Consider the following 18,429-nt stretch of genomic DNA (forward strand, 5'->3'; position numbering starts at 1 on the left):
GGATGGCGCTCAACCCGCGTTGGGCTGGTCTATGCCCCACTTCGCCAGCGCTGCATCGTCGCTGACGCGGGCATCGACCCAACGCGCGCCCTCAGGCGTCTCTTCTTTTTTCCAGAACGGGGCCTGGGTCTTGAGGTAGTCCATCAGGAACTCGCAGGCCCTGAAACTTTCACCGCGATGCGCCGAGGTCACGGCCACCATGACCACCTGATCGAGCGGCTGCAGGAGGCCGACACGGTGCACAACACGGGCACCGAAGATGTCGAAGCGCTTGAAGGCCTCGTCAATCATGGCCTCTATGGCTTTTTCGGTCATGCCCGGGTAATGCTCAAGCTCCATGCTGCTGACGGTCTGGCCGTCATTGCGGTCTCTTACGGTTCCGGTAAACGTGCAGACGGCGCCTACCCGTTTGTCGTCCCTGCGAAGCAATTCGACTTCTTTTGCAAGATCGAAGTCCTCCGCCTGAATGGACACGCGGGCCATCATCTCAACCCCCGGTCACCGGCGGAAAAAAAGCGACCTCGCAGCCATCGACGAGGCTTGCCGACTCATCGCTCATGACCTGGTCAAGCGCCATGCGCACGGCCTTGCCGCGGGCCAGCACACCCGCGTAGGGCGTGCCCAGGGCCAGCAACTCGTCACGCAAACCTCCCAGCGTTGTTGCTGCGGTTTCGCGTGCCTCGCTGCCCTTGCCCACGGCTTCACGCACAGAGGCGAAATACTTGATGGTGACTTTCATGGCAAGGCCTTCACGCGATCAGCGACGAAAAGGGCAGGAACTGCACCGTGTCGCCATGGGCAATGCTTGCACCTGCGGGGTTGTCAATCACGCCGTCACCCCACACCGCCGAGGTGAGCACGCCCGAACTCTGGTTATTGAACAGGTCCAGTCCGCCAGCGGCGTTGCGCTTTACCCGCAGAAACTCCTGGCGTTTGTCGGGCCGGGGCCAGTTGAAATCGGCCCGCATGGGCAGGGGTTCCGCGGCCAGATGCGTGGCACCCTGGAGCCTGAGTATGAAAGGCCGCACCAGCACCAGGAAGGTGATGAAACTGGAGACCGGATTCCCCGGCAAACCTATGAAATGGGCGGCCTGTTTTTCATGTTCAACAAGGCCATAGGCAAAGGGCTTACCGGGCTTGATGGCCATTTGCCACAAGGCCAGCTTGCCAAGTGCCTCTACCGCAGGCTTGATGTGGTCTTCTTCACCGACAGACACGCCCCCGCTGGTCAGGATCAGGTCGTTCTGGCTGCAGGCACTTTTTAATGCGCCTATGGTGGCATCAAGACGGTCGGGCACTATGCCCATGTCGGTGACGGTGCAGCCCAGGCGCAGTAGGAGCGCACGCAGGAAGAAACGGTTGGAGTTATAGATGGCACCCGGCTTCATGTCGGCAGGCGCCACGTCGCCAGGCATGACCAGTTCGTCACCCGTCGAGAAAAGCGCCACCCGCACACGGGGTGCGACCTGCAGTGTGTCAAAACCAATGCTCGCCGCCAGGCCCAGCGACGCCGGCGAGAGCCGTTCGCCCTTGCTGAGCACCACAGCGCCGGAGGTCACATCTTCACCGGCACGGCGTATTGACGTGCCCGGTTTGGGCTGAGTTTTCACCTTCACGCCTGGCAGGCCACCGGCGACGGCCTCCACGGCCACGCAGTCTTCCTGCATCACGACGGTGTCGGCCCCCTGGGGCACTGGCGCACCGGTGAAAATGCGCGCAGCGGAACCGGCTGCGAGCGGCGAGCCGGCGCTGCCTGCAGGAATACGCTGGTGAACCGGCAGCACGGCATCGGCACCTGTCCAGTCGGCACAGCGCAAGGCATAACCATCCATCGCGCTGTTGTCGTGGGCCGGCACATTGAGGCCGGAGACGACATCCTGCGCCAGCACGCGCCCATCGGCATCAAAGGTGGACACCGCCTCGACACCCGGCAATGGCGCTGCATGCGACAGCAGCTCGGCCAGTGCATCAACAAGCGGCCTCAGGGGCGCGCGCGGTGGTGGTGATGAAACTGCAGTCATGGCATCAAACGTCCTGGGGAAGCCGGATTTCAAACGAATATTCAAATCGCTCCTGGTCGCGGATCAGGTAATCAGCCACCGCTTGTGGATTGTTGAGGTCCAGCACCGGGCGCAGGGTTTCATGAGGCAGCTGCGTCGCGTCGTCGGTGGCGATGGCGACGATGAAATCGTCTTCCATGTACATCGGCTCGCGCCCCGCGTAGTGGGCAGACGGAGCGCGCCAGACTTCTATCTTGAGCAGGTCGCTGCTCTTGAAGCCTTCAACCAGCACCCAATCCACACCCTCGTACAGCTCGGCAATCAGCTGGTGGACCGAGAGCTCTGCAGGTTGCTCGAACTCCCGCATGAGGGCCAGCCGGCGATCAGACGCCACGACCACCTCAAAGGCACCGGCTTCCCTATGGCGAAAAGTGTCCTTTCCGGGGTGATCAATGTCAAAGCGGTGATGCGCGTGCTTGACGACGGACACCCTGAGCCCCCGCGCCTTGAGGACGGGGATGAGCCGCTCGACCAGCGTGGTTTTACCCGATCCGGAAAAACCGGCAAACCCTACGACATTCATGCGCCTGCCTTCAGGTGTTTTTCAGTGAACATTGTCGGCAATGTAGCGCTTGATGAGCACTGCGTCAGGCGGCATCACTTGCACGCGCTTGGGCAGGGCTTCAATGCCTTCGAACCTTGCCGGCCTGTCGGGAAGGCGGCCCAGCGCCTCTTCAATGGTGGCTGCGAACTTGATGGGCAAAGCCGTCTCAAGCACGATCATGGGAATGCCCGGCTGCAGGTGTTCGCGCGCCACCTTCACGCCGTCGGCGGTGTGCGTGTCTATCATGGTGCCGAAGCGCCCATAGGTGTCCCTGATGGTCGCCAGACGATTGGCATGGGTGCTTTTGCCACTGACAAAGCCGTAGGTCGCCCGCGCCGATTTGAAAGCCGGCACATCGCTCAGATCGAACTGCCCGCTCTTGCCGAGCTGGTCATGGAAGAGCGCCCTGACCTTGTCACCGTCGCGCCCCAGCAGGTCAAACACAAAACGCTCGAAGTTGGATGCCTTGGAAATGTCCATGGACGGACTGGAGGTTTCGTGGGTGTCCGCGCTGGCCCGTACACGGTAAACCCCGGTACGAAAGAACTCGTCAAGCACATCATTTTCATTGGTAGCCACCACCAATTGGGCAATCGGCAGGCCCATCATGCGGGCGACATGGCCTGCGCAGACATTGCCGAAGTTGCCCGACGGCACGGTGAAACTTACTTTTTCAGCGTTTGATTTCGTCGCCTGGATGTATCCGGCAAAGTAGTAAACCACCTGGGCCATCAGCCGCGCCCAGTTGATGGAGTTGACCGTGCCTATCCTGTACTTGCGCTTGAACTCCAGGTCGTTGGACACCGCCTTGACGATGTCCTGGCAGTCGTCAAACACGCCATCGACAGCGATGTTGTGGATGTTTTCATCCTGCAGGCTGAACATCTGCGCCTGCTGGAACGGGCTCATGCGGCCGTTGGGCGAGGTCATGAACACGCGCACGCCTTTTTTGCCGCGCATGGCATATTCGGCGGCGCTGCCGGTGTCGCCACTGGTAGCGCCCAGGATGTTGAGCTCTTCGCCGCGCCGAGCAAGCTCGTACTCAAACAGGTTGCCCAGCAACTGCATGGCCATGTCCTTGAAGGCCAGCGTCGGGCCGTTGGACAGGGCCTCCAGCTGAAGGCCGGCTTCCAGCGGACGCAGCGGCACGATTTCAGGGGTGCCAAAAACTTCAGGCGTGTAGGTCTTGTGGCAAATCGCCTTCAGGTCTGCATCGGGAACGTCATCGATGTAAAGCGAAAGGATTTCAAAAGCGAGGTCTGCGTAAGAAAGCGACCGCCAGCTCGCCAGGGTGAAATCATCGACCTGCGGGTACTGTTCGGGCAGGTACAGGCCGCCATCAGGCGCAAGGCCTTCCAGCAGGATTTCACAGAAGCGCTTGCGGCCTGATGCGTCCGAGGCAGCGGCCCTTGTCGAGAGATAACGCATCAGACCAGCTCTTCCTTGCGAATGCGGATGATGGGTGCGAGTACGGTAGGCAGCGCCTGCATCTGCGCGAGGGCAGCATTCATTTTTGCTTCCACGCAATCGTGCGTGAGGATGATGAGGTCGGTCTGCGTGGAGCCCTCACCGCCAACTTCATCGGCTTCACGCTGCAGCACCGCATCGATGCTGATGCCGGATTCGGCGAGGATACCGGTGACTTTTGCCAGCACGCCGGCTTCGTCCGCCACGTTCAGGCGCAGGTAATAACTTGTGACGACCTGACCCATGTCGAGCACGGGTGTGGTGCTCATGGACTGCGGCTGGAAAGCCAGGTGCGGGACGCGCTGGGCGCTGTCAGCGGCGTGCAGGCGTGCGATGTCCACGAGGTCGGCAATCACCGCGCTGGCAGTCGGCTCACTGCCGGCGCCCTTGCCGTAGTACATGGTGGTGCCGACCGCATCGCCATGCACCATCACGGCGTTCATCGCCCCCTCAACATTGGCGATCAGGCGTTTTGCAGGGACCAGGCAAGGGTGCACGCGCAACTCGATGCCATTGGCCATCTGCTTGGTGATGCCCAGCAGCTTGATGCGATAGCCGAGCTGCTCGGCGTATTTGATGTCCTTGGCGCCGAGCTTGGTGATGCCCTCGACATAGGCCTTGTCAAACTGCACCGGCACGCCGAATGCGATGGCCGACATCAGCGCGGCCTTGTGAGCGGCGTCCACACCCTCGATGTCGAAGGTCGGGTCAGCTTCGGCATAGCCCAGGCGCTGCGCCTCCTTGAGCACCACGTCAAAGTCCGAGCCCTTGTCGCGCATCTCGCTGAGGATGAAATTGGTGGTGCCGTTGATGATGCCGGCAATCCATTCGATGCGGTTGGCCGTCAGGCCTTCGCGCAATGACTTGATGATGGGAATACCACCGGCAACTGCCGCTTCAAAAGCCACCATCACGCCCTTGCGGTTGGCGGCTGCAAAAATCTCGGTGCCATGCACGGCGAGCAGCGCCTTGTTGGCCGTGACCACATGCTTGCCCGCCTCAATGGCTTCGAGCACCAGTTGCCTGGCGATGCCATAGCCGCCAATCAGTTCGACGACGATGTCGATCTCGGGATTGGCAATCACGGCGCGTGCATCGGCAACGACGGTGACGTTTTTGCCCACAGCCGCCTGGGCGCGTGCAGTGTCGAGGTCGGCGACCATGGCGATCTCGATGCGGCGGCCAGCGCGACGCAGAATCTCGCCCTGGTTGCGCTGCAAGACGTTGAACACACCGCTGCCCACCGTGCCTATGCCCAGAAGGCCTACCTTGATTGATTTCAAACTCGTCACTTTTGTTTTCGCTTTCAGAACACTCTGGATTTTTATCTGCAACTCTGCCAACAAACCCGCTCAGGCGACCGGATGGGTCTTGCGGTAGTTTTCAAGAAACTTTGCAATGCGGCCAATCGCTTCACGCAGGTCTTCCTCATGCGGCAGGAAAACAATGCGGAAGTGGTCCGGGTTGGGCCAGTTGAAGCCCGTACCCTGAACCAGCATGACCTTGGTTTCCTTGAGAAGTTCGAGGAAAAACTGGCGGTCATCGGTGATCGGGTAGACCTTGGGATCCAGCCGGGGGAACATGTAAAGCGCGGCCTGCGGCTTGACACATGTCACGCCCGGAATCGCAGTGATGAGCTCATAGGCCAGATCACGCTGGCGCCGCAGACGGCCACCCTCGCCGGTCAGGTCATTGATGCTCTGATAGCCACCCAGCGCTGTCTGTATGGCCCACTGGCCGGGCACATTGGAACAGAGCTTCATGTTGGCCAGCATGTTCAGGCCTTCGATGTAATCCTGCGCCTGCTTTTTCGGGCCGGAGACAACCATCCAGCCCGCGCGGTAACCGCAAGACCTGTAACTCTTTGAAAGCGAATTGAAGGTCAGCGTCAGCACATCCGTCGAAAGGCTGGCAATGGCGGTGTGCCTGACGCCGTCATAAAGCACCTTGTCATAGACCTCGTCGGCCAGGATGACAAGTTCATGCTCGCGTGCAATATCCACAATCTTCTTGAGCAGTTCGTCGGAATAGAGCACGCCGGTCGGGTTGTTCGGGTTGATGACAACGATGGCCTTGGTTCTGGGCGTGATGCGCGCGCGGATGTCTTCCGGGTCGGGCATCCAGCCATTGTTTTCGTCGCACAGGTAATGCACGGGCGTACCACCGGACAGGCTGGTGGACGCGGTCCACAGGGGGTAATCTGGCGCGGGCAACAGGAGTTCATCGCCATCATCGAGCAATGCATTGGTGGCCATGGCAATCAGCTCACTGGCGCCGTTTCCCAGGTAAACATCTTCAAGGGTCACGCCCTTGATGCCCTGCTTCTGGGTTTCATGCATGACGGCCTTGCGCGCCGCAAAAATGCCCTTGCTGTCCGAATAACCCGCCGATGCCGGCAGGTTGCGGATCATGTCCTGCTGGACCTCTTCGGGTGCGTCAAAACCGAACACCGCAAGATTGCCCAGGTTGAGCTTGATGAGCTTCTGGCCTTCTTCTTCCATTTTTTTGGCCGCGTCCATGATGGGACCACGTATGTCATAAAGCACATTGGCAAGCTTGGCAGATTTGGTAATCGGTTTCATGCGTATTCTGGGATTAGGAACAGGAGCTGACCATCAACCCTGCCCGCAACTGGTGCACAGAAGGCCCTGGCTGCAGGAAAAATCGGGCGGAATCTATAATTTGACCACATAAAGTGCCTGTTTTCACTGGAAAACGGGCAGTTCCCGCCCTGATACCGCCCCGTTTGCACCACGCTGACAACACCACCTTCTCATGAAACTCCAGCCTGACCGCCTCGACGTCCAGTCCATCCTCGGCTACGGCCCCGGATGGGTGGGTTTGGGCAGCAATGGTGTGGCTGAAAAAATCGAACACAGCATCGTGATCGGCTCGCGCGGCGAAAAATTTGAATGGAAGTGCGCGAGGTTTGAAGACCTTACCGAAGCGCACTTCGCACTGCTGGCAGAAACACAGCCGGAGCTGGTGATTTTCGGCAGCGGCACACGCCTGCGCTTTCCGCCACCGGCCTTCATGCGGGCCCTGATGCAAAAACGCATCGGCATCGAAACCATGGACACGCTGGCGGCCTGCCGTACCTACAACATCCTCGCCGGGGAGGGGCGCCAGGTCATTGCTGCGTTGCTGATTGAGGCGGCAAGCTGAAAGAGCAACTCTTTCAGGGTAAAATCTAGGGTTGCGTATACCTCCAGGCAGTGGAGGGGCGCCGCGGCTAATTACAACCACTTTCGTCAGGGTCTACTCAGTATGGCAGTCGTCGTCAATAAACTCCTCCCCGAATTTGAAGCGAACGCCACCAGCGGCGTCAAGGTCTCCAACCAGTCACACATGGGCAAGGTCGTTGTCCTGTACTTCTACCCCAAAGACAACACCCCCGGCTGCACCACCGAAGCCATGCAGTTCAGGGACCGCTACAAGGATTTCGTGAAAGCCGGCGCCACGGTGTTCGGCGTGTCGCGCGACAACATGAAATCGCACGACGAATTCAAGGCCAAGCTTGAACTGCCGTTCGAACTGATTGCTGACACGGAAGAAAAAATGTGCCACATGTTCGGCGTGGTCAAGAACAAGATCATGTACGGCAAGAAGGTCAAGGGCATAGAGCGCAGCACCTTCCTGATCGGTGCAGACGGCACCCTGAAGGAAGAGTGGCGCGGCCTCAAGGTTCCGGGCCACGTTGATGACGTTCTCAAGGCCGTGAAAGCGCTGAAAAAAGCAGCCTGAGCACCTGAGGCCGTTGCGCAACAGTAGCGGGCAGGATTGAATTGCCCTGTCACCTGAGTTGTGCATAATGAGGCCATGCAGTTGAGTTTCACGACCGCGCTCACAGAAAAAGCCGCCCTGGTTTCAAGGCGGCTTTTTCACTTCTTGAACCCCCTTCTGGAGAGTTATACGCATGCCCTTGCCTCCCGCCCCGACAAAACGTGCCGCCCTCCTCTCCACCGACGCGCTGGACGCTCCGGCACGCTCACCCTCCAAAACTGCCCGTAATACCCATAATTCCGAGTCCTCGCAAAGACCCCCCGTCCTGGACCTTTTTGACAACCGTGCGACTGGCGGCGGCGACCACCCGGCGGCATTCAAGGGCAAGGAAACAGCCGGTAGCAAGGCCAGCACAGGCAGCTATAAACGCGAAGCCCCGCCGGCACCCCTGCCCGTGAAAACCAGGAAGGCAAAGCACACGGGCCCCACCAAGCTTTTTGTGCTGGATACCAATGTCCTGATGCACGACCCCATGTGCATGTTCCGGTTCGAGGAACACGACATCTTCCTGCCCATGATCGTGCTGGAGGAATTGGACAGCAACAAGAAGGGCATGACGGAAGTTGCCCGAAACGCCCGTCAGACCAGCCGCTCCCTGGATGCCCTGGCCGGTGCAAAAGATGCCGATATTGCCAAAGGCCTCAAGCTCAGCACCACCGGGCATGGCGAGGCCGGTGGCTGCCTGTTCTTCCAGACCAAGCCGCTGGACTACACACTGCCCATGAGCCTGCCGCAGGGCAAGGCCGACAACCAGATCCTGGGCGTTGTCGAGGCGCTGCGCAAGGAATACGCCCCGCGTGAAGTCGTGCTGGTGTCCAAGGACATCAACATGCGCGTCAAGGCGCGCGCGCTCGGCCTGGCAGCAGAGGACTACCAGAACGACAAGGTTCTGGAAGACGGCGACCTCCTCTATTCAGGCGCCCTGCCCCTGCCTTCGGATTTCTGGACGCGCCAGAGCAAAACCATAGAAAGCTGGCAGCAGGGCAGCCAGACCTTCTACCGCATTACCGGCCCCATCGTCGGCAGCCTGCTGATCAACCAGTTCGTATTTTTTGAGACCCCCGGTGAACCCCCGCTGTATGCGCGCGTGACGGAAATCCGCGCCAAGACAGCCGTGCTCAAAACCCTCAAGGACTACAACCACCTGAAAAATGCGGTCTGGGGCGTCACCACACGCAACCGTGAGCAGAACTTCGCCATGAACCTGCTGATGGACCCGGAAGTCGACTTCGTCACACTCGCAGGCACCGCAGGCACGGGCAAGACGCTGATGGCGCTGGCCAGCGGCCTGACCCAGGTGCTGGATGACCGGCGCTACACGGAAATCATCATGACCCGCGCAACCGTGTCGGTCGGTGAAGACATCGGCTTCCTGCCCGGCACCGAAGAAGAAAAGATGGGCCCATGGATGGGCGCACTCGACGACAACCTGGAGGTGCTGGGCAAGACCGACAGCGGCTCGGGCGAATGGGGCCGTGCCGCCACCAATGAGCTGATCCGCTCACGCATCAAGGTGAAAAGCATGAACTTCATGCGCGGCCGCACCTTCCTGAACAAGTACGTGATCATTGACGAGGCCCAGAACCTGACGCCCAAACAGATGAAGACCCTGATCACGCGCGCCGGCCCGGGTACCAAGATCATCTGCATGGGTAACCTCGCGCAGATTGATACGCCTTACCTGACGGAGGGCTCATCCGGCATGACCTACGCCGTTGACCGCTTCAAGGGCTGGCCGCATGGCGGTCATATCACGCTGGCACGCGGCGAACGCTCCAGGCTGGCTGACTTTGCCAGCGAAGTGCTTTAAAACCCCTGAAGCGCTCCAGAAACAAAAAAGCCAGATCAGTTGATCTGGCTTTTTTACGTCTTCAAAATCTGGTGGGAGATGCAAGTTTCGAACTTGCGACCCCTGCAGTGTGAATGCAGTGCTCTACCCCTGAGCTAATCTCCCTTTCGGTCAGCCTAAGATTATATGCTGTTTCAGGCTGGGACCCCGGCCTGCAGGGCACCAACGCGCCACAGGGTCTTGCCCTTGCTGGCCTTGTCGATGTCGTCCAGCAGCTTTTCGTGCTCGGCGCTTTCCTGCTCGCTTGCCAGAATCAGGGGCAACTCGAACCTGCTCAGGTCTATGGACGGCGCGGCCAGGTCGGTCTGCACCGCGCCAGCGACTTCCATCATCAGGCTGTTCTGACCACGCGTGAGGTTGATATAGACGTCGGCCAGCAGTTCCGCGTCAAGCAGGGCGCCGTGAAGGGTCCGGCCAGAGTTGTCGACTTCCAGGCGATCGCACAATGCATCGAGTGAATTGCGCTTGCCCGGAAACATTTCCTTGGCCATCACCAGGCTGTCAGTGACCTTGCCCACACAGTGCCTGATCGGCTGCTGGCCTATCAGTTCAAGTTCCTTGTTCAGGAAGCTCACGTCGAAGGGCGCGTTGTGGATGATGATCTCGGCACCGCGCAAATATTCAAGCAGTTCGTCGGCAATGGCTTCGAACTTTGGCTTGTCTTTGAGGAACTCGTTGCTGATGCCGTGAACCTTGAGCGCATCTTCATGGCTGTCGCGGCCGGGATTCAGATAAAAGTGCCGGTTGTTGCCTGTCAACTTGCGGGCAATCAGTTCAACACAGCCGATTTCAATGATGCGGTCGCCGTTTTCAGCCGACAGACCCGTGGTTTCAGTATCCAGAACGATTTGGCGCATGAGGCGATTATCGCTCTGACTGCCGCCCAATCCTGTGCACCAACATCAGGCGCCGGATGAATTCAGGCCTCAAAAGCGCAGCGAAAGGCCGTGAAGGACAGGCCTGAATATTGCTCCACCCATGAAACACTTTCACAGGGAATCACATGGTGCATGTTTTACGTTACGTCTTTCCGCTGATGGCACTGTGTTTGCCAATGGCCGCACTGGCGGAGTCAAAACCCATCGTCATTGGCCAGACGTATATCCAGACCGGCCCGCTGGCCGGGCTATCCACAGACCCGCTGATCGGCATCAAGGCCATGCTGGCCTCAGCCAATGAAGTCGGCGGAGTCAATGGCCGGCTGCTGGAGATCAGGCAGATGGACGATGCGTATGACCCCGCGCGTGCGGGTGAAAACGTCAAGCAACTGGTGTCGGAAGGTGCGGTCGCCATCCTGATGCCGATAGGCACAAGCTCATCTGTGGGCGCCCTCAAGGCCGCGAATGATCTCAAGGTACCGCTGATTGCGCCTTACACGGGCGCAGGCCCGGTGGTTAAATTTTCGGACTACGGATTTCCAGTACGCATCAGCTTTGATGAAGAGTACGGCCGCATCGTGAACCACCTGTTCACACTGGGCATCACAAAGATTGCCTTTGCCTACAACGACAATCCCGGCGCGAAATCCGCGATGGAGAGCACCAGGGCCTTTATTGAACAACGGGGCGCAAAAATGTTGGGCAGCGTGGCCATCAAAAACGATGCGTCTGACGCAGAGGCCAGAGCTGTCGAACTGGCAAAACTCAACCCGGTCGCAGTTGTCCTGTCGGCGACCAACCCCGTCACCGCAAAGTTCATCCAGGCCTACAAGAAGGCAGGCGGCGAGGCCAACTTCTATTCTTTTTCCTTCCTCAACGGCCAGCAGCTTTTCAAGGCCATCGGCAAGGACGCTGTGGGCGTGGTGGTGTCGCAGGTCGTACCTTACCCATGGAACAACTCGTCTCCCCTCATCGCCGAGTACCAGGCTGCGATGAAAAAAATAGGCGTGAATGATTTCAGCTACGGCAGCCTGGAGGGCTATGTCAGCACCCGGGTGCTGGTCGAGGGCCTGAAACGCGCCGGCAGCAACCCGACGCCGGAGGCCCTCAAAAAAGCGCTCGAAAATTTCAAATCACTCAACCTGGGCGGCCTCTTCCTCGGTTACGGACCAACCGACCACCAGGGCCTGAACTTCTCGGAGCTGTCGATGATCAAGCGCGACGGGGCATACGTCCGTTAGCCCGATTCAAGCCGGACTAAAGTCAGACGGCGGTGGCTTCCGGCGGGCTTGAAACAGCTTTCGCCTGCCCGGCGCCCGACACCAGAAACACGCCCGGCAAAATCAGCGCAGCGCCCACGGCGTGATGCCAGCCCGGCGCTTCGCCCAGTACCGCCCAAGCGACAAAGGCCGTATACAGCGGGCCCAGATATAGCGCTACCGCCACACGGCTCGCGCCAAGAACTTTCTGCGACCAGCCGTAAATCCAGTAGGCGCCCAGGCCGGGTATCACACCGGCAACCGCGATCAGCGTCCAGGCCTTCAGCCCCCAGTGCGTGAGTCCGGGTTGGGTGGCTTCCCACAGGGCGCACGGCAGGAGCAGGATGACGCCGCCGGTACAGCTTGCGGCGAGCCGCGCAGTGGCGCTCAGGGTGCTTGGCCACTTCTTCTGCAGCAGGGCATAAGCCGCCCATGCGAATGTGGCGCCCACAATCCACGCATCGCCGGGCACAAACTGCACGCTGCCCAGGGCAGACCACTTCCCTTTGAGAACCACATGCAGCACGCCAGCCATGGCAATGACCACACCGGTTGCCTGCAGCTTGCTGAAGCGCTCACCCAGCCACAGGGCGGCGCCCAGACCAATCAATACGGGCGATGCTGAATAAATCAGCGCAATATTGACGGCACCGGTGGAACGGGCGCCAAGGTAGACCCAGGCACCGCAGACCAGCATGCCCAAAAAGCCGAGCACAAGGTATTGCCACCAGGTTTGCGCAAGCTCGGCACGCTTTTGCCAGAGTTCACCACCGGACAGGGCCAGCAGTACCACGGCCGCCAGCGTCCATCGTCCCAGTGCCAGCGCATAAGGGCCAATGACACCCGGCGCTGTTCGCGCCACGACATAGTTGGCCGTCCACAAAACCGGAATGAACCAGATCACTGCCAGAGCCAGCCTGATCTGGCGCGGCGTCGCGTCAGGCACAGGCGGCTTCTGCAGCGGTGGGGTGTTGTTCTGGTGAACTGTGTGCCAGCGCCATCACCTCATGCGGGGGCATGGCCTTGAGCCTGTGGTCGCTCCAGACCTGGCGCCAGCGGCGGCTGCCGGCCAGGCCATGGCGAAGGCCCAGCATGTGGCGGGCAATATTGCTCCACGGCGTGCCGTTCGCATCAAGCTCGCGCACCATGTAATCGCACATCTGCGCTTCAACGATTTCGCGCGTGAGCCCGTTGGGCGCTTCACCAAAAAAGGCTTCGTCCCACGAGGCCAGCCACCAGGGGTTGTGATAGGCCTCACGCCCAATCATCACGCCATCAAGCACCTGCAATTGTGAACACACCTGACCTTGGTTGGCAATGCCGCCGTTGATGGCGATGGTCAGATGGGGAAACTCGCTTTTGAGTTGCTGAACCATCCCGTAACGCAGCGGCGGCACTTCACGGTTTTCTTTCGGGCTCAGGCCCTTGAGCCAGGCATTGCGGGCATGGACGATGAACACATTGCAGCCGGCATCACTGACAGCACCCACAAAATCGCGCACAAAACCGTAGCTCTCGGTCTTGTCTATGCCGATGCGGTGCTTGACCGTCACAGGCACATCCACCACATCAACCATGGCTTTCACGCAATCGGCCACCAGTTGCGGCTCGGCCATCAGGCAGGCGCCAAAAGCCCCACGCTGCACGCGCTCGCTGGGGCAGCCGCAGTTGAGGTTGATCTCGTCGTAACCCCACTGCTCGCCCAGCCTGGCGCAATAGGCCAGGTCGGCCGGCTCACTGCCGCCCAGTTGCAGGGCGACCGGGTGTTCTTCAGCATTGAAGCGAAGGTGCCTGGCCACGTCACCATGAATCAGCGCGCCGGTGGTCACCATTTCGGTATACAGCAGGGCATGGCGTGAAAGCAGGCGGTGGAAATACCGGCAATGCCTGTCGGTCCAGTCCATCATGGGCGCGACGGACAAGCGCCACGGGCTGAATCCCGCCTCCGGCAGAGCGGACGGCGAAGATGTTGATGGATCAAGAGCAGACATCGCCCCATTTTCCCAGAAAGGTAAAGTCCCCGGAATCCGGCTGGCGGGTAATATGGCTCGTATGCACCCAACAAGGGGATGCACTCCCCAGCGATTCACAGACTGCAACTGCCACAGGAAGTCAGCCATGCCCGATTCCATACCTTACGGTCCAGTCAAGAACCCCAAGGTTGCGCATCACCACTCGTCGATGACAAAACTGGCGCTGAGCCTGGGTGCCACAGTACTCATGCTGGGCTGCGCGTCGTCGCCCATGCCCGAGTGGAATAGCATCTTTTCGGCCAGGCCTGCAGCAACAACACCCCCATCACCGCAACCATCAAGGCCGGCCATCGTGGCGCAGACAGTGCCGCAAGCGATTGCTGTGGCGCCCCTGCCGGAAGTGAAAGTCTCGCCGGTCGCACCGCCGCCACCCGCAACGCCGATGCCGCTGCAGGACCAGCCCCTTCCCTACAGCGCGGCCGTCGCATCCCGGTTTCCACCACCGCCCATCACCTACAGCACGCCCGGCCTGCAGGGTGGCCGCAACACTTACACATCACAGTCGGAAATCCAGGCCTGGCTGCGCGCGCAGGCCACAGCAGCAGGCGGTGTTCCCGGGCTGGCGGCCGCGGTCATTCCTGCCGGTACTTCGCAGCGCGGGGAAACGATTGAAGCCCTGGTGCTGGCCCGCGCCACGGGCACTGACCCGGCCGCACTGCTGGCCAATGGAAGGCCGACTGTTTTCCTGGTCGGGCAACAGCATGGCAATGAACCCGCAGGCAGCGAGGCACTGCTGGTGATGTCACGTGAGCTGGCGCAGGGCCTGCTGCGCTCCCTGCTGGACCGCATCAACGTCGTGATCGTGCCACGCGCCAACCCCGATGGCGCGTCTGCGGACAGGCGTGAAACCGCCAATGGCGTGGACATGAACCGTGACCACCTGCTGCTCAACACACCGGAGGCGCAGGCGCTGGCAAAACTCACGCGCGACTACCACCCCACCGTCGCCATAGACGCCCATGAATACACCGTCGCTGGCCGCTTTCTTGAAAAATTCGGCACCGTGCAAAAGTTCGATGCGCTGCTTCAATATGCCACCACCGCCAACCTGCCCGAGTTCCTGACCAAGGCGTCTGAAGAGTGGTACCGCAGACCACTGGTTGCCGCTCTCAAAACCCAGGGCCTGAGCACAGAGTGGTACTACACCACCTCCTCCGACCTGGCCGACAAGAAAATATCCATGGGCGGCACCCTGGCTGATACAGGCCGCAATGTTGAAGGGCTCAAAAATGCGGTCAGCCTGCTTGTAGAGACACGTGGCGTCGGCATAGGCAGGTTGCACATACAGCGCCGCGTGCATACACAGGTTGCAGCCATGACCAATGTGCTGAACAGCACGGCACAGCGCGCGTCCGAGCTGAGCCAGTTGCGCCCCTATATCGACAAGGAAGTCGCAGGCCTGGCCTGCCGCAATGCCGCCGTGGTTGAAGCCGGGCCAACGCCTGCCCAGTACGAGCTGACCATGCTGGACCCCGTCACAGGCGCCGACAAGACCCTGGTCGTCAACTGGGACTCGGCGCTGGCGCTGCAGACCATCAAGACCCGCGCCCGGCCCTGCGGCTACTGGCTGTCGGCGTCATCATCCACCGCTGTAGAGCGCTTGCGCCTGCAGGGTGTGCAGGTGCAACGGCTTGCAGAGGCAGGTTCTGTGCTGGGCGACAACTACCGCGAGACCTCGCGCACGGTCTCCGAACGGCAGGACGTGCGGGGCACGATTGCTGATGGCAACAACAAGGCCGTGAAGGTGGAAGTGGGCCTGGCGCGCGGGCTGATTGAAGTACCACGCGGCAGCTATTACGTGCCGCTCAACCAGCCGCTTGGCAATCTGGTCATCGCAGCACTCGAGCCCGATACGCAGAGCAGCTTTTTTGCCAACCAGCTGATTGATGATTTGAAAAACACCGCGCGTGTCATGGCGCCACCTGCATTCCGGCTGGAAGACCTGCCATGACGCAGAAACGCCGGCAGTGAATTTAAGTCCCCGTCTTACAAGGCCGGGCAGCCTAGCCTGACGGCTTTTTTGATGCGTTTGACCCTTAATGATGGGACTGATCCCGGATAACCCGGACACCCGACAACAAGGATGCAAACCATGAACGAATTCAAACTCACCTCCGATATGGTCAGCCTGGGCGGCGCTTTTTACCCCAAAGGCTATGTCTTCATCATGTTCCCCGACCAGGAGAGCGCCGCGCAGGTTGCTCGCGAAATTGATGGCCATCCCGGCAATGAGGTGGTGATGCTTCTCAGCCCGGCTACTATCCTGCGCGAAATAGGCAAGGTGGATGGCGAGTCAAGAATACCGCTCCCATCGGTCGGTACCGAGGGCGCCACGGTCAACAACTATGTGGCCCTGGCACGCAAGGGCCACCACGCGCTGATGGCCAGGGTGGCCTCGGACGAAGATGCAAAGCGCGTGACTGACGCAGCACGCAGGGCCTCGTTCTCTTATGGCCAGCGCTACCACCTTCTGGCTATCGAAGACCTCGAATAAACCCAGGATTAAACCTAGAAAAGGCTGCCCTGCCCTTTTGCAGCGGCCGGCCTGAAGCGGCTCAGATCAAGTTCGATGCGCTGGCGGTTAAAGCCCAGTTTTCGGGTGGCTTTTTCAAACCGCTGTCGAATCATGTCTGCCCACAAACCCTGGCCTTTCATGCGTGAAGCGAAGTCGCTGTCGTAGTCCTTGCCGCCGCGCATGTCGTGAATGCGCGCCATGATGCGTGCGGCACGCTGCGGGTAATGCAGTTCAAGCCACTCCCTGAAGATGGGAGCCAGTTCCCACGGCAAGCGGATAACGGTATAAAACGCGCTGCGTGCACCTGCCTCCCACGCGGCTTTTAAAACCTGTTCCATGTCATCGTTCACGAACGGGATTTGCGGCGCCAGGCTCACGCCCACAGGAATGCCGTGTTCCACCAGTGTCTTGATCAGTCGCAAGCGCCTGTGCGGCGCAGCGGCACGCGGTTCAAGCTTGCGCGCGAGTTCTGCGTCCAGCGTGGTGATGGTCACGTAGACGGCCGCCATGTTTTCTTTTGCCATGGCGGCAATCAGGTCGAGGTCACGCTCCACGCCCGCCGACTTGGTGACCAGTGAAAACGGGTGACGCGTCTCCTGCAGCACTTCAATCACGCTGCGCGTCAGTCGCAGTTCGCGCTCGACCGGCTGGTAGCAATCGGTGGCAGATCCGATATTGAGCAGGTGCGGCACGTAACTCTTTCTGGCCAGGTCCCGTCGCAGCACCTGGGCGATGTTGCGCTTGGCGATGATTTTTGTTTCAAAGTCCAGGCCGGGCGAGAGGTTCAGGTAGCTGTGCGTGGGCCGGGCGTAGCAGTAGACGCAGCCATGCTCGCAGCCGACCCAAGTCCCCCCTAGATTTCCATACATAAAGGAAATTAAGGGATTTTTCATTGGGAAAAGTAAATACTGCGAAGTATGGAAATATGGATGGATTTTCTTAGTGAGTACATTCTTTCCTATAAGTCGTACTTTAGGAGCTGAATAAGCAGCCTTCTCAAATCAAGAAGACTTTTTCATTTTGTAGAAATCGGCCGAAAAGTAAACGCCGAGTGACAAGGCTGCCTCTTTGCGCTCGCTGAGTGCTCGACAATGGTTGGGGGGATAAAGACATGAATAAGATTCTTTTTGGTGTTCTGCTCTTCGCGGGTTGCTGTTTAAAGTCCTATGCCGCCCTGCCGTTCGAGCAGCTTTTGTACAAGGGTCGGGCGATCCCGTTTTACGGGGTGTCACAGGATGCCACCCAGCAGCAATTGCTAGATGCTGTTAAGAGGTCAAATCTGTCAGAACGCATGGCGGGTATGACAAACGCGACCCTACACCTCAAGAGTGACATTGGCGTTGGATTCGAATCCTGTGGATCGGTCAATGCTTTTTACTCGCGACAGCGACATGCCGTTGTGATTTGTTCCGAATTAATAGAGACCATAGGCAAGCTGGCGGTGGCTGACCAGGATGTCATGGGCAAACTTCCGCGAGAACAGTTCGCCAAGGTACTTGATGGCTTGATTTGGGGCATTTACTTCCACGAACTCGGACATGCGCTTGTTGATACAAACCGAATTTCTATCACGGGACGCGAAGAGGATGTTGCCGATCAATTCGCTGTCTGGTTTGCATTGAACTACGTGGATCTCAGCAGGCAGCCCATCCTGATGCCCACTATCTGGTTTTGGCGGGAAATGTCCAAAGCCAGAAACCTTCCGACCATGAGCCAGGATCAGTTGAGGCATTTTCTTTCAGACGAACATAGTCTGGATGAGCAACGAATCTACAACTTGGCATGCTGGGCTTATGGGAGCAATACGCCTGCCGGAAACGGTGCCGCGCGCTACGCTCGCCTACCGGAGCAAAGAGCTCAACGATGCGCAGGGGAATATGCGTCGGTTGATCGAGGCATGATGACCCATTTCAGAAAATTTTTCAGATTACGCCCATTGACCGCTCGCTAGCGCAACACCTAAAAACTGCCTCCGCCAGCGAATTGTTAATTTATCCGAAATCGAAACGACTTGGCGTAAAAACGAAACAAAATAGCTGTT

General features: G+C 59.4%; 18 protein-coding genes and 1 tRNA gene. 7 read left to right on the plus strand and 12 right to left on the minus strand.

Features of this window, described 5'->3' with window-relative positions:
• Positions 1 to 9: 9 nt before the first annotated feature.
• The 7 genes from HYX42_RS19585 to HYX42_RS19615 all read right to left on the minus strand — a co-directional run bounded on the left by HYX42_RS19585 (position 10) and on the right by HYX42_RS19615 (position 6,653).
• Positions 10 to 483, minus strand: coding sequence for a molybdenum cofactor biosynthesis protein MoaE (locus HYX42_RS19585; RefSeq protein WP_293406287.1), 474 nt, complete (start codon positions 481 to 483; stop codon positions 10 to 12).
• Positions 484 to 487: 4 nt separating this feature from the next.
• Positions 488 to 739, minus strand: coding sequence for a MoaD/ThiS family protein (locus tag HYX42_RS19590; RefSeq protein ID WP_293406289.1), 252 nt, complete (start codon positions 737 to 739; stop codon positions 488 to 490).
• A gap of 10 nt (positions 740 to 749) precedes the next feature.
• Positions 750 to 2,021: a gephyrin-like molybdotransferase Glp gene (gene glp, locus HYX42_RS19595; protein WP_293406291.1), complete on the minus strand. Its 1,272-nt coding sequence runs from the start codon at positions 2,019 to 2,021 to the stop codon at positions 750 to 752.
• Positions 2,022 to 2,025: 4 nt separating this feature from the next.
• Positions 2,026 to 2,583 carry a molybdopterin-guanine dinucleotide biosynthesis protein B gene (mobB, locus tag HYX42_RS19600; protein ID WP_293406293.1) on the minus strand — a complete coding sequence of 186 codons (558 nt, stop codon included), beginning with the start codon at positions 2,581 to 2,583 and terminating at the stop codon, positions 2,026 to 2,028.
• A gap of 21 nt (positions 2,584 to 2,604) precedes the next feature.
• On the minus strand, positions 2,605 to 4,032 hold the full coding sequence (gene thrC / locus HYX42_RS19605) for a threonine synthase (protein ID WP_293406295.1): 1,428 nt from the start codon (positions 4,030 to 4,032) through the stop codon (positions 2,605 to 2,607).
• Positions 4,032 to 5,354 carry a homoserine dehydrogenase gene (locus HYX42_RS19610; protein ID WP_293406297.1) on the minus strand — a complete coding sequence of 441 codons (1,323 nt, stop codon included), beginning with the start codon at positions 5,352 to 5,354 and terminating at the stop codon, positions 4,032 to 4,034. The genes thrC and HYX42_RS19610 overlap by 1 nt, the downstream gene beginning before the upstream one ends.
• A gap of 69 nt (positions 5,355 to 5,423) precedes the next feature.
• On the minus strand, positions 5,424 to 6,653 hold the full coding sequence (locus HYX42_RS19615; protein WP_293406299.1) for a pyridoxal phosphate-dependent aminotransferase: 1,230 nt from the start codon (positions 6,651 to 6,653) through the stop codon (positions 5,424 to 5,426).
• A gap of 193 nt (positions 6,654 to 6,846) precedes the next feature.
• On the opposite strand from HYX42_RS19615, the gene HYX42_RS19620 reads away from it, so the two are divergent.
• From HYX42_RS19620 to HYX42_RS19630, 3 genes are all read left to right on the plus strand, one after another.
• The gene (locus HYX42_RS19620; RefSeq protein WP_293406301.1) at positions 6,847 to 7,236 is read left to right on the plus strand and encodes an Mth938-like domain-containing protein; all 390 of its coding nucleotides are present in this window, start codon (positions 6,847 to 6,849) and stop codon (positions 7,234 to 7,236) included.
• 102 nt (positions 7,237 to 7,338) lie between these two features.
• Entirely contained in the window at positions 7,339 to 7,815 is a 477-nt protein-coding gene (locus HYX42_RS19625) for a peroxiredoxin (protein WP_293406303.1), read from the plus strand.
• Positions 7,816 to 7,987: 172 nt separating this feature from the next.
• Positions 7,988 to 9,664 carry a PhoH family protein gene (locus HYX42_RS19630; RefSeq protein WP_293406305.1) on the plus strand — a complete coding sequence of 559 codons (1,677 nt, stop codon included), beginning with the start codon at positions 7,988 to 7,990 and terminating at the stop codon, positions 9,662 to 9,664.
• A gap of 69 nt (positions 9,665 to 9,733) precedes the next feature.
• Here HYX42_RS19630 and HYX42_RS19635 read toward each other — a convergent pair.
• Positions 9,734 to 9,808: transfer RNA gene (locus tag HYX42_RS19635), tRNA-Val, on the minus strand.
• A 29-nt stretch (positions 9,809 to 9,837) separates the two neighbouring features.
• The gene (gene dnaQ / locus HYX42_RS19640) at positions 9,838 to 10,560 is read right to left on the minus strand and encodes a DNA polymerase III subunit epsilon (protein WP_293406307.1); all 723 of its coding nucleotides are present in this window, start codon (positions 10,558 to 10,560) and stop codon (positions 9,838 to 9,840) included.
• 146 nt (positions 10,561 to 10,706) lie between these two features.
• Here dnaQ and HYX42_RS19645 point away from each other — a divergent pair, with 146 nt between their 5' ends.
• Positions 10,707 to 11,822 carry an ABC transporter substrate-binding protein gene (locus HYX42_RS19645; protein ID WP_293406309.1) on the plus strand — a complete coding sequence of 372 codons (1,116 nt, stop codon included), beginning with the start codon at positions 10,707 to 10,709 and terminating at the stop codon, positions 11,820 to 11,822.
• Between the two features lie 22 nt (positions 11,823 to 11,844).
• On the opposite strand, the gene HYX42_RS19650 is transcribed toward HYX42_RS19645, so the two are convergent.
• Both HYX42_RS19650 and dusA read right to left on the minus strand, forming a co-directional pair.
• On the minus strand, positions 11,845 to 12,786 hold the full coding sequence (locus HYX42_RS19650) for a DMT family transporter (protein WP_293406311.1): 942 nt from the start codon (positions 12,784 to 12,786) through the stop codon (positions 11,845 to 11,847).
• Complete coding sequence (gene dusA, locus HYX42_RS19655) at positions 12,779 to 13,831, minus strand: tRNA dihydrouridine(20/20a) synthase DusA (RefSeq protein WP_293406313.1); 1,053 nt, start codon at positions 13,829 to 13,831, stop codon at positions 12,779 to 12,781. Before dusA ends, HYX42_RS19650 begins: the two co-directional genes overlap by 8 nt.
• A 190-nt stretch (positions 13,832 to 14,021) precedes the next feature.
• Between dusA and HYX42_RS19660 the strand changes: the two genes are divergently transcribed.
• Positions 14,022 to 15,824: a M14 family metallocarboxypeptidase gene (locus HYX42_RS19660; RefSeq protein WP_293406810.1), complete on the plus strand. Its 1,803-nt coding sequence runs from the start codon at positions 14,022 to 14,024 to the stop codon at positions 15,822 to 15,824.
• A 141-nt stretch (positions 15,825 to 15,965) separates the two neighbouring features.
• On the plus strand, positions 15,966 to 16,367 hold the full coding sequence (locus HYX42_RS19665; protein WP_293406315.1) for an RNA-binding protein: 402 nt from the start codon (positions 15,966 to 15,968) through the stop codon (positions 16,365 to 16,367).
• Positions 16,368 to 16,381: 14 nt separating this feature from the next.
• On the opposite strand, the gene HYX42_RS19670 is transcribed toward HYX42_RS19665, so the two are convergent.
• On the minus strand, positions 16,382 to 17,257 hold the full coding sequence (locus HYX42_RS19670) for a PA0069 family radical SAM protein (protein ID WP_293406317.1): 876 nt from the start codon (positions 17,255 to 17,257) through the stop codon (positions 16,382 to 16,384).
• Between the two features lie 242 nt (positions 17,258 to 17,499).
• On the opposite strand from HYX42_RS19670, the gene HYX42_RS19675 reads away from it, so the two are divergent.
• On the plus strand, positions 17,500 to 18,339 hold the full coding sequence (locus HYX42_RS19675) for a DUF4344 domain-containing metallopeptidase (protein ID WP_293406319.1): 840 nt from the start codon (positions 17,500 to 17,502) through the stop codon (positions 18,337 to 18,339).
• Positions 18,340 to 18,429: the final 90 nt, after the last annotated feature.

The organism is Polaromonas sp., from assembly GCF_016185115.1.
Lineage (GTDB): Bacteria > Pseudomonadota > Gammaproteobacteria > Burkholderiales > Burkholderiaceae_C > Polaromonas.

Coding starts and splice junctions, on each gene's coding strand:
- HYX42_RS19675 (WP_293406319.1), top strand. CDS start 17,500: ATGAATAAGATTCTTTTTGGTGTTCTGCTCTTCGCGGGTTGCTGTTTA.
- HYX42_RS19665 (WP_293406315.1), top strand. CDS start 15,966: ATGAACGAATTCAAACTCACCTCCGATATGGTCAGCCTGGGCGGCGCT.
- HYX42_RS19590 (WP_293406289.1), bottom strand. CDS start 739: ATGAAAGTCACCATCAAGTATTTCGCCTCTGTGCGTGAAGCCGTGGGC.
- dnaQ (WP_293406307.1), bottom strand. CDS start 10,560: ATGCGCCAAATCGTTCTGGATACTGAAACCACGGGTCTGTCGGCTGAA.
- dusA (WP_293406313.1), bottom strand. CDS start 13,831: ATGTCTGCTCTTGATCCATCAACATCTTCGCCGTCCGCTCTGCCGGAG.
- HYX42_RS19670 (WP_293406317.1), bottom strand. CDS start 17,257: ATGTATGGAAATCTAGGGGGGACTTGGGTCGGCTGCGAGCATGGCTGC.
- HYX42_RS19585 (WP_293406287.1), bottom strand. CDS start 483: ATGGCCCGCGTGTCCATTCAGGCGGAGGACTTCGATCTTGCAAAAGAA.
- thrC (WP_293406295.1), bottom strand. CDS start 4,032: ATGCGTTATCTCTCGACAAGGGCCGCTGCCTCGGACGCATCAGGCCGC.
- HYX42_RS19625 (WP_293406303.1), top strand. CDS start 7,339: ATGGCAGTCGTCGTCAATAAACTCCTCCCCGAATTTGAAGCGAACGCC.
- HYX42_RS19615 (WP_293406299.1), bottom strand. CDS start 6,653: ATGAAACCGATTACCAAATCTGCCAAGCTTGCCAATGTGCTTTATGAC.
- HYX42_RS19645 (WP_293406309.1), top strand. CDS start 10,707: ATGGTGCATGTTTTACGTTACGTCTTTCCGCTGATGGCACTGTGTTTG.
- glp (WP_293406291.1), bottom strand. CDS start 2,021: ATGACTGCAGTTTCATCACCACCACCGCGCGCGCCCCTGAGGCCGCTT.
- HYX42_RS19660 (WP_293406810.1), top strand. CDS start 14,022: ATGACAAAACTGGCGCTGAGCCTGGGTGCCACAGTACTCATGCTGGGC.
- HYX42_RS19620 (WP_293406301.1), top strand. CDS start 6,847: ATGAAACTCCAGCCTGACCGCCTCGACGTCCAGTCCATCCTCGGCTAC.
- mobB (WP_293406293.1), bottom strand. CDS start 2,583: ATGAATGTCGTAGGGTTTGCCGGTTTTTCCGGATCGGGTAAAACCACG.
- HYX42_RS19630 (WP_293406305.1), top strand. CDS start 7,988: ATGCCCTTGCCTCCCGCCCCGACAAAACGTGCCGCCCTCCTCTCCACC.